Here is a 9,925-nt window from a genome sequence, read left to right as displayed (position 1 = left end):
TCCCGCCCCTGTGGGGGGGGGGGGGGCGCCCCGTTGGGGCGCGGGGCTGTTTCGATATGCGGCTCCGCCGCGTGGGCGCGATCAGCCACGACGCTCTCGCAGCCGAGGTTCCCGGGGCTGCGCCCCGGACCCCTGGGGTGGTGCGTCGACTGCAGGTCGGTGGGGGCTGGTCGCGCAGTTCCCCGCGCCCCTGACGGGGCTAGGCCGACGGTCTGGCCATTGCGGCCACGAAGGCCCGTTCCACGTCCGCCGTGGACAGGACCCCGTAGATCTCCCCGGTGTCCTCGGTGACGAGGTACTCGGTGGCCGGGTGGGCGCGGAGGGTCTCCAGGAGTTCCTCGCCGGTGAGCTCGGCGGAGACGTGCATTTCCGCGGTGAGGTCCTGGGCGAGGCCGCCGACGGCGACCCAGGGGCGGCGGTGCTGGGGCACGGCGACGATGGCGGCCTCGCGGACGAGCGCGGTCGGGGTGCCCTGGCCGTCGACGACCACCAGGGCCCGGGCGCCCGCCTCGTTGGCGCGGCGCAGGGCCTCGGAGAGCGGGGTGGCGGCGACGACGGGGACGGCGCGGCGGGTGAGGGTGCGGGCGCGCAGGCGGGGCAGGTGCTCGCGGAGGCGGGCCATGCGCAGGCTGTTGCCGGCGCCGGTCCAGATGATGGCGGCGAGGATGGCGGCGAGCAGGGCGTCGGTGAGCGAGTCGACGCCGCCGAAGTCGGCGGGGGCGTCGCCGAGGCCGCCGTGGGTGAGCAGGGGCAGGCCGACGAGCACGGAGACGGCGAGGGCCCGGCCGACCCAGGCGGCGGCGATGGTTCCGGTCATGGCCCGGCCGCTGATCTTCCAGACGACGGCGCGGAGCATCCGGCCGCCGTCCAGGGGCAGCCCGGGCAGCAGGTTGAAGACGGCCACGAGCAGGTTGGAGATCATCAGCCCGGCGAGCAGGACGCCGGGGACGGTGGCGGGCTCGACGGCGAGCCAGCCGAGGTAGAACAGGCCGGCCAGGACGAGGGAGAGCAGGGGGCCGACGAAGGCGAGCACGAATTCGCGGCCCGGGGTCTCGCTCTCCTTCTCGATCTCGGAGACGCCGCCGAAGAACTGCAGTTGGATGCGGCGCACCGGGAGCTTGAAGCGCAGGGCGGCCACGGTGTGGGCGAGTTCGTGGACGAGCACGGAGGCGTAGAAGGCGACCGCGAAGAAGAGGGAGACCAGGTAGCGGGCGCGGCCCAGTTCGGGGAGCACGCGGTCGAGCTGGCCGCCGAAGACCCAGGTGATCAGGGCGGCGACGAGGAACCAGCTGGGGGCGACGTAGACGGGTACGCCGAAGGGCCGGCCCATGAGGATGCCGCCGCCGGTGCCGCGCGGGCGCGGCGGCCTGCGGTCCCCGGGGTCGGTCTGCCCGCCGGCTCCCCCGCCGTCGGATCGGCCCTGGCCGCTTGTCTCCACGGTGTCGGTGTCCCCTCGTCGGATGCGTTCCCCGCACCCGCCCGGTGCGCTGTCTTTTCACACGATCATGCAGTGCGGGGCCCCCTGCCGTCGATGGTATGCGCCCGGCTGTCGGTGACGGGCCGTAGGGTTCTGTGTCATGGATACCGCCACCGAGCATTCCGCCGTTCCGGCCCCGGAGGGGGCGGGCGGCCGTATTCCCGCGCAGTCCGGGCCGTCGCGCCCGGTGTCGCTGTCGCCGTCGCGGGCGGCGGACTTCATGCGGTGTCCGCTGCTCTACCGCTTCCGGGTGATCGACCGGCTGCCGGAGAAGCCCAGTGCGGCGGCCACCCGGGGCACGGTGGTGCACGCGGTGCTGGAGCGGCTCTTCGACGCCCCGGCGGCCGAGCGCACCGTGCCGCGGGCGCGCGGGATGGTGCCGGGCGCGTGGGAGGAGCTGCTGGCCGCGCGTCCGGAGCTGGCGGAGCTGTTCGCGCAGGAGGACGGCTCGCAGGACGCGGAGCAGCTGGGGAAGTGGCTGGCGGACGCCGAGAGGCTGGTGGAGCGCTGGTTCACGCTGGAGGATCCGGCGCGGCTGGAGCCGGCGGAGCGCGAGCTCGTGGTGGAGACGACGCTGGACTCGGGCCTGCTGCTGCGCGGCATCGTGGACCGGCTGGACGTGGCGCCCTCGGGTGAGGTGCGCATCGTGGACTACAAGACGGGCAAGGCCCCGGCCCCGCAGTACCGCCAGGACGCGCTGTTCCAGATGATGTTCTACGCGCTGGTGGTGTGGCGGCTGCGCGGTCGGGTGCCGCGCCGGCTGCAGCTGGTCTACCTGGGCAGCGGGGACGTGCTGACGTACGACCCGGTCGAGGCGGAGCTGCTGGCGGTGGAGCGCAAGCTGCGCGCGCTGTGGGACGCGATCATGCTGGCCACGGAGACGGGCGACTGGCGTCCGCGGCCGACGAAGCTGTGCGGCTGGTGCGACCACCAGGCGGTCTGCCCGGAATTCGGCGGTACTCCCCCGCCGTATCCGCTGGCCGCGAAGGCTCAGGGCAGAATGGACCCGGTCTAGCGAAGGAGTTCTCCTGTGGCGATCCGTGTCCTGTTGGTCGACGACCAGCCGCTGCTGCGCACCGGCTTCCGCATGATCCTGGAGGCCGAGCAGGACCTGGCCGTCGTCGGGGAGGCCGGGGACGGCCTGCAGGCGCTCGACCAGGTGCGTGCGCTGCAGCCCGATGTGGTGCTGATGGACATCCGGATGCCCCGGATGGACGGCGTCGAGGCGACCCGGCAGATCACGGGTCCGGAGCGCAACGGCCCGGCCAAGGTGCTGGTGCTGACGACCTTCGATCTCGACGAGTACGTGGTGGAGGCGCTGCGCGCCGGGGCCAGCGGCTTCCTTCTCAAGGACGCTCCCGCGCACGAACTGGTGCAGGCGATCCGGGTGGTTGCGGGCGGCGAGGCGATGCTGGCGCCGAGCATCACGCGGCGGCTGCTGGACAAGTACGCGGGTCATCTGCCGTCGGGCGAGGAGCCGTTGCCGGACACGCTGCACACGCTGACCGACCGTGAGGTCGAGGTGCTGAAGCTGGTGGCGCGGGGCCTGTCGAATGCGGAGATCGCGGCGGATCTGTTCGTCAGCGAGACGACGGTCAAGACGCATGTGGGGCATGTGCTGACGAAGCTGGGCCTGCGGGACCGGGTGCAGGCGGCGGTCTATGCCTATGAGAGCGGGCTGGTGCGCCCCGGCGCGCAGTAGGCGGCACCGGGGCGCGAGGGCGTGTCCGATGGGTCAGTGCAGGCCCTGCGGCGTCTGGTGCTGGGGGCACCTCCCAGCGGTAGCTGGGGGAGCGTCGCAGGGCCTGTGCTGACCCATCGGACACGCCCTGGGGGAGAGCGGCGGGTCAGCTCTTGTTGGTGGACTTGCCGATCTCCCAGAAGCGGAAGACGGTCGAGGCGTCGAGCGTCCACTGCAGGCCGGAGATCTTGGAGTTGGCGACGACGTACTGCTTGCCCTGCCACAGCGGCAGGACGGGCAGGTCCTGGGCGACGGTGTTCTGCAGCTTGGCGAAGTCGTCGACGGTGGCGGAGCGGCTGCCCTGTGCGGCGGTGGCCGGCAGGATCTTCTCCGCTATCTCCTTGGACTCGTAGTTGTTGGCCAGTTCGCTGTCCTCGCCGAAGAACGGCGCGGTGAAGTTGTCCGGGTCGGGGTAGTCGGGGATCCAGCCCTTGACGTAGACGCCGTAGGCGCCGGCGTGGACGCCCTTCTCGTACTCGTCGAACGGGACGCTCTTGACGTCGGCCTCGAACAGGCCGCTGTCGTTGAGCTGTTTGGCGATCTCCTGGAACTCGGCGACGGTGCCGGGCCCGTAGCGGATGGGCGTGGCCCACAGGGTGAGTCTGACCTTGCCGTGGATGCCCTCGGACTGCAGGGCCGCGGCGGCCTTGGCGGGCTGGGGGCGGTCGCCGTAGAGGTCGAAGAACGAGGTCTTGTGGCCGGTGATGCCGCTGGGGACGACCGAGTAGAGCGGTTCGGCGGTGCGCTTGTAGACGTCGCGGACGAGTGCGCTGCGGTCGACGAGGTAGGCGATGGCCTTGCGGACCCCGGCCTTGCCGGCCACCGGGTCCTTGGTGTTGAAGACCATGTGCTGGATCTCGGCGCTGGAGCCCTCGACGACGTTGAGCTTGTTCTTGTCGCCGGTGTCCGACGCCTCCAGGTCGGCGATGTCCTTCATGGCCAGGCCGCGGTAGGCGAGGTCCACGTCGCCCTTCTGGACGGCGTCCTTCAGCTCGGCCTGCTCGCCGTGGAAGAACTTCATCGTCATGCCGCTGTTCTGCACGGTGGCCGGGCCCTTGTAGGAGCCGTTGACCTTGAAGACGGCCTTGGACTTGTCGAAGGACTCCAGCTTGTAGACGCCGGACCCGACGGCCTTGCCGTCGGTGCGCAGCTTGTCCATCGGGTACTCGGTGTGGTCGACGATGGAGCCGGCACCGGAGGCGATCTTCTGCGGGAAGGTGGCGTCGGGGCGCTTGAGGTGGAAGACCACGGTGGACTTGTCGGGCGTCTTGATGTCCCCGATGGTGGAGAGCATCGCGGCGGCCGGGCCGTCCTTGTCGTTGATCTTCATCGTGCGGCGGAAGGACCAGGCGACGTCCTCGGAGGTGAGGGGGTGGCCGTTGGAGAACGTCAGCCCGTCCTGGAGCGTGCACTCGAAGGTCTGGCTGGAGTGGTCCTTGAAGGTGCAGCTCTTGGCCGCCTCCGGGGTCGGGACGGTGCTGCCCTTGGGGAAGCTCAACAGCGACTGGAAGACGTTGTTGAACAGCACCCAGGATCCGGGGTCGTAGCCCGAGGCGGGGTCGGTGGTCACGACCTCGTCGGACATGCCCATGACCACCGACTGCCCGGTGCCGGCCGCCTTGCCGTCCTCCGATCCGCACCCGCTGAGCAGGGCGGCGGCGAGCCCTGCGCCGAGCGGGGCGGCGAGCCACTGGTCACGTTTCTTCACTTGCACGTTCCTCACAGTTCTCGACTGAGGCGGTGACGGCCGCCGTGGGGCTGCTGAGATCGTTCGGTGGAGCTGTGGTGCTGGTGGAGCTGCCCCGCGGGCGGGGGTGAACCGCTAGGCGCCGTGGGCGAGTTCCCAGGGCTGGAGTTCCGAGGCGGAGTTGAGGGCCCACTCCGCTCCGGTGAGGCCGCTGCGGACGGCCACGTACTGCTTGCCCTGCCACAGCGGGAGCACCGGCACCTCGTCGGCGATGATGTCCTGGGCCTGCTGGAAGTACTGGGTGGCCGACTCGCGCGCGGCCGTCTGGCGGGACTGCGGGAGCAGTTCGCCGCTGATCTTGTTGTTGCGGTAGGGCGAGCGGAGGAAGTTGTCCTTGCCGATGAACGGCGCGATGAAGTTGTCGGGGTCCGGGAAGTCGGGGAACCAGCCCATGCCGTAGACCGCGTACTTGCCCTTGGCGGCCTCGGGGCGGAAGTCCGCCCACTTGACGCCCTGGACCTTGGCGTCGAACAGGCCGCTGTCGTTCAACTGCTTCTGCAGCACCTTGAACGCCTTCTCGGTGGCCTCACCGTAGTGGTCCGTGGTGTAGGTGAGGGTGATCGGCACCGGCGAGGTGATGCCGGCGCCCTGCAGCAGGGTGCGGGCCTTGCTCGCGCTGGGGTCCTGGTACCGGTTGGAGAAGGAGTTCTGGTGCCCGCTGATGCCGGAGGGCACCAGCGAGTACAGGGGGTCGTCGGCGCGGTTGTAGGCGTCGCGGGTGAGCGCCTGGCGGTCGATGACCTGCGCCATGGCCTGGCGCACCGCCTTGTTCTTCACCGTGGAGTCGTCGGTGTTGAAGGCGAGGTAGCTGATCTCTGCGCCCGGGTTCTCCAGCAGTCGTACGCCGCTGGGCGGGTTGTCGCGCAGCCGGCTGACCTGCTCGGGCAGCATGGTGCGGTTCATGAGGTCGATGTCGCCGCCCTCGAGCGCCTTCTCCATCGACGCCGAGTCGTCGTAGAAGCGCATCTCGACCTTGTCGTTCTGCAGCTCCACCGACCCGTGGTAGTCGGGGTTCTTGGTGAGGACGGCCTTGGTGACGCGGTCGTCCTTGACGTCGGTGCTCAGCGTGTACGGGCCGGAGCCCACGACCTTGAAGCCGTCGCCGAGGCTGTCCTTCTTGTACGTCTGGTGGTCGACGATCGAGCCGGCCGGGGTGGCGATCTTCTGCGGGAAGGTGGCGTCGGGCGACTTGAGGTGGAAGACGACCTCACGGTCGGTGGGGGCCTCCACCTTGTCGATGTTGCTCAGCAGGGAGGCCGGGCCGTTCTCGAAGTTGATCGCCGTCACGCGGTCGAAGGAGAACTTCACGTCCGCAGAGGTGAGCGGGTGCCCGTTGGAGAACTTCAGGCCCGTGCGCAGGGTGCACCGGTACTGCTCGTTGTTGCGGTCGCCGAAGCTGCACGTCTCGGCGGCGTCGCCGACCGGGGTGGCGCCCGAGCGGGGCAGCCGCATCAGGGTCTGGAAGGTGCTGTGCAGGACGTTCCAGGCGCCGATGTCGTACGCGGCCGCGGGGTCGAGGGGCGCGGGTGCGTCGGTGGTCTCCTCGAACCGGTCCGTGGTGCCGATGACGACGGCCTTGCCCGTACCGGATCCACTGCTCCCGCCACAGGCGGCGAGGGCGGGGGCCAGCAGGGCTGCCACGGCCGGCAGCACCAAGGTCTTGCGGTTCATTGTGCGGGGTTCTCCCTGTGGTGCGTCAGTTCCCGGAAGAGATTAGTCCGGACCGCCACGGCCCCCGGAACACGGCGAAGTTGATGCGATATCACACGGTGATAACAGTCGACGACGGACCGATATCCGGACGCGGGAATCTTCCACGCACTCGGTGATCAATCGGGACACAAGGGTGCGCTTCCGCTCGCGCGGGAGCGCTTCCACACCCCGCGCGACCACCCCCGGGCCCCCGCGTCCGGTGACGAACGTCACTCCGCCCCGCCGCGGGGCACCCGGTGGAATTCGGCCGCCGCATTCGGCGCGGAAAACCGGTGCTCCGACGCCCAGCGTTTCCGCCCTCTCACACCCCGTAATTCGGGCCCGGGATCAGCCGCTGCAGAAATGGGAGATCGACTTCCTCCAGCGAGCCCACCACCGTGCGCCCGGCGGCCGGCGGAATGGGCGCGACCGACGGCACGGCCACCACCCGGCAGCCCGCGGCCTCGGCGGCCGTCACACCCGTCAGGGTGTCCTCCACCACCGCGCAGCGCGCCGGATCCGCCCCGAGCCGGGCCGCGGCCAGCAAATACGGGTCCGGGTGGGGCTTGGTCCGGGTCAGCTCGTCCCCCGCGACCGTCAGCGCGAAGTGCTCCGGGCCGAGGGTGTGCAGCACCCGGTCGATGATCTGCCGGTGCGAGGCCGAGACCAGCGCCGTGGGCACCGAGTGCGCGGCGAGCTCGGCGAGCAGCCGCCGGGCGCCGGGCATCAGCGGCACGCCCCCGCCGATCATCTCGGCGAAGCGGGTGTTCAACAGCACGGTCAGCTCGGCCAGGGCGATCCTGGCGCCCGTGGCCTTGATCAGGAAGGAGGCGCTGCGCGTCATCGGCCCGCCGACGACGACCTCGCGGTACTCCTCCAGGAGCTGGTGGCCGAGCTCGGCGAAGACCGCGACCTCGACCTCCCACCAGAACCCCTCGGTGTCGACGAGGGTTCCGTCCATGTCGAGCAGGACCGCCTGCAGGGCCGGACCCGTGGCCTGACGGCTGTCGACCGCCGGGATGCTGCTGGTCATCGGCGCACCTCCTGAAGGGACGAGAAGGCCGGTCCGCACGGTCCCCTGCGGGACGGCGGACCGGCCTCCACCGGGCCGACAAGTGTACGTCCGTTCACCACGGCACGTCGCGTCGATATCCGGGACGTACGGGCCGCACGGGCCGCACGGTCAGTCCGAGGCCTCCGGGCCGGGCCCCTCCGTGCGGTCCTCGGTGCTGTCCGTGCGGTCCTCCGCCCGGTCGGTGCGGTCGGCGCGGTCCTCCTCGCCCTCCTCCTTCGCCTGCGGCTTCGGCGGGCGGGTGCGGCCGCCGGCCGTGTCCCGCAGGTACGAGCCGTCCCGGCCGCCCCCGTCGAGCCCCGGCTCGGCGGCCAGGCCGCCCGGCTGCGGGTCGCGGCGGCGCAGGTAGCGCTCGAACTCGCGGGCGATGGCCTCGCCGGAGGCCTCCGGCAGGTCGGCGGTGTCCCGGGCCTCCTCCAGCGACTGCACGTACTCCGCGACCTCGCTGTCCTCGGCCGCCAGCTGGTCCACGCCCAGCTGCCAGGCGCGGGCGTCCTCCGGCAGCTCGCCCAGCGGGATGCGCAGGTCGATCAGGTCCTCCAGGCGGTTGAGCAGCGCCAGGGTGGCCTTCGGGTTGGGCGGCTGGGAGACGTAGTGCGGCACGGCCGCCCACAGGCTGACCGCAGGGACGCCCGCGTGCGTGCAGGCCTCCTGCAGGATGCCCACGATGCCGGTCGGGCCCTCGTAGCGGGACTCCTCCAGATCCATGGTCCGGGCCAGGTCGGGGTCGGAGGTGACCCCGCTGACCGGGACGGGTCTGGTGTGCGGGGTGTCGCCGAGCAGCGAGCCCAGCACCACGACCAGCTCCACGCCCAGCTCGTGGGCGAAGCCCAGGATCTCGTTGCAGAACGAGCGCCATCGCATGCTCGGCTCGATGCCGCGGACCAGGACGAGATCGCGCGGGGCGGGGCCCGGGGTGCGCACCACGGAGAGCCGGGTGGTGGGCCAGGTGATCTTGCGTACCCCGCCGTCCAGCCACACCGTGGGGCGGTTGACCTGGAAGTCGTAGTAGTCCTCCGCGTCCAGCGCGGCGAAGACCTCGCCCTTCCACTCCCGGTCCAGGTGCGCGACCGCACTGGACGCGGCGTCACCCGCGTCGTTCCAGCCCTCGAAGGCACAGATCATGACCGGGTCGATCAGCTCGGGTACCCCCTCAAGCTCGATCACCCAGCGCCTCCTTCCGACCGGGGCGGATCTCCGTCACCGCCGCCGGCTGCCGTTCCGTGCAGTTGACTTGCTCAGTCCCCCAAGCCTACGGCCTTCCCGGCCCCCGTTCGCAGCCCTTGTCGGGCAGTTGATTGCACACTGCAGGGTCATTCGCGGTCGCCCCATCCTTCGCGGTAGGCGCGCCAGTCGTCCGCGGTGGCGGCGAAGTCCACGTAGAGGGCCACTCCGAAGGCCTGCCGCCCGCGGTCCTGCCTGGTCAGCCCGAGCCGGGCGCCGCGCACGGCGGCGTCTGCGGTCTCGGCCGTGCTGTTGTGGCCCAGGTTGTCCGAGTGGTAGAAGGGCAGGCCCATCAGCAGGTCCGTGGTGCGCGGCGTCGTCTGCAGGGCGAGGGCCGTCTGCCGGGCGACGTAGCCGCCGTAGAGGCTCTCCCACGGCAGTGCGGTGTCGTACGACATCACGGCGATCTGGTCCGTCCGCCGGGCCACCTGTCCGAAGTAGTGCTGCGACCACCACTTCGGGCTGCCCAGCGCCTTCGCCGCGCGGTGCATCGAGGGCAGCGGGTCGATCTGCTGGGCGGCCACCGACAGCACCCCGCCGCTCGCGCGCACCGCCGGGTGCAGGGCGTCCAGCAGCGCGAGGTAGCCGGTGTCGCCGGTGCGCACCGGCTCGACGTCCAGGTGCACCCCGTCGAAGCCGGCCCGCAATACCTGCCGGGCGCTCGTCACCACGGCGTCGCGGGTCGCGGGTGCGTCCAGCCGCACTCCTCCGCCGCCCCCGCGCACCACCACGTCGCCCAGCCAGGCCTGGACGCGCACGCCGGGCAGGTCGCGGTGGACCCCGTCGATCAGCCACCGGGCGCCCGCGTAGTCCCGGGCGGGCAGGGTGCCGTCGTGCTCCAGCGGGCCGGCGTGCAGGTAGAGGTCGCGGATACCGGTGCCGGCGATCCGGGTGGGCAGGTCCTTCCGGGTCCCAGAGCAAGCGGTGCACGAGTACCTCCGGGAGTCCTACGTGGGGGTGGAAACAGCCTGA

General features: G+C 71.2%; 7 protein-coding genes and 2 pseudogenes. 3 read left to right on the top strand and 6 right to left on the bottom strand.

Annotated features, from left to right (window positions below; genetic code table 11):
• Window positions 1-199: 199 nt before the first annotated feature.
• A complete protein-coding gene (locus ACWD4B_RS33640; protein ID WP_451424331.1) occupies window positions 200-1,438 on the bottom strand; it encodes a site-2 protease family protein in 1,239 nt (412 codons plus the stop codon).
• Between the two features lie 139 nt (window positions 1,439-1,577).
• On the opposite strand from ACWD4B_RS33640, the gene ACWD4B_RS33635 reads away from it, so the two are divergent.
• Window positions 1,578-2,492: a RecB family exonuclease gene (locus tag ACWD4B_RS33635; RefSeq protein ID WP_451424330.1), complete on the top strand. Its 915-nt coding sequence runs from the start codon at window positions 1,578-1,580 to the stop codon at window positions 2,490-2,492.
• Window positions 2,493-2,507: 15 nt separating this feature from the next.
• The gene (locus ACWD4B_RS33630) at window positions 2,508-3,179 is read left to right on the top strand and encodes a response regulator (RefSeq protein WP_087928839.1); all 672 of its coding nucleotides are present in this window, start codon (window positions 2,508-2,510) and stop codon (window positions 3,177-3,179) included.
• Window positions 3,180-3,324: 145 nt separating this feature from the next.
• Here ACWD4B_RS33630 and ACWD4B_RS33625 read toward each other — a convergent pair whose 3' ends face one another.
• The 5 genes and pseudogenes from ACWD4B_RS33625 to ACWD4B_RS33605 form a co-directional block, all read right to left on the bottom strand.
• Complete coding sequence (locus ACWD4B_RS33625) at window positions 3,325-4,926, bottom strand: ABC transporter substrate-binding protein (RefSeq protein ID WP_451424329.1); 1,602 nt, start codon at window positions 4,924-4,926, stop codon at window positions 3,325-3,327.
• A gap of 114 nt (window positions 4,927-5,040) precedes the next feature.
• A complete protein-coding gene (locus ACWD4B_RS33620; protein WP_451424328.1) occupies window positions 5,041-6,636 on the bottom strand; it encodes an ABC transporter substrate-binding protein in 1,596 nt (531 codons plus the stop codon).
• Window positions 6,637-6,979: 343 nt separating this feature from the next.
• Window positions 6,980-7,690, bottom strand: a complete 711-nt coding sequence (locus tag ACWD4B_RS33615) for an HAD family hydrolase (protein WP_451424327.1) — start codon at window positions 7,688-7,690, stop codon at window positions 6,980-6,982.
• 150 nt (window positions 7,691-7,840) lie between these two features.
• The gene (locus tag ACWD4B_RS33610) at window positions 7,841-8,896 is read right to left on the bottom strand and encodes a PAC2 family protein (protein ID WP_336415756.1); all 1,056 of its coding nucleotides are present in this window, start codon (window positions 8,894-8,896) and stop codon (window positions 7,841-7,843) included.
• Window positions 8,897-9,042: 146 nt separating this feature from the next.
• Window positions 9,043-9,852: pseudogene (locus ACWD4B_RS33605) on the bottom strand (hypothetical protein); the annotation flags it as partial.
• Between ACWD4B_RS33605 and ACWD4B_RS33600 the strand changes: the two are divergent.
• Window positions 9,830-9,925, top strand: a pseudogene (locus ACWD4B_RS33600) (transcriptional regulator); the annotation flags it as partial. The pseudogenes ACWD4B_RS33605 and ACWD4B_RS33600 sit on opposite strands and share 23 nt — an antisense overlap.

Source organism: Streptomyces sp. NPDC002536 (genome assembly GCF_053594995.1).
The sequence above is the reverse complement of the archived record's forward strand: the minus strand, read 5'-3'. Positions and strand labels throughout refer to the sequence as shown.

Coding starts and splice junctions, on each gene's coding strand:
- ACWD4B_RS33635 (WP_451424330.1), top strand. CDS start 1,578: ATGGATACCGCCACCGAGCATTCCGCCGTTCCGGCCCCGGAGGGGGCG.
- ACWD4B_RS33620 (WP_451424328.1), bottom strand. CDS start 6,636: ATGAACCGCAAGACCTTGGTGCTGCCGGCCGTGGCAGCCCTGCTGGCC.
- ACWD4B_RS33615 (WP_451424327.1), bottom strand. CDS start 7,690: ATGACCAGCAGCATCCCGGCGGTCGACAGCCGTCAGGCCACGGGTCCG.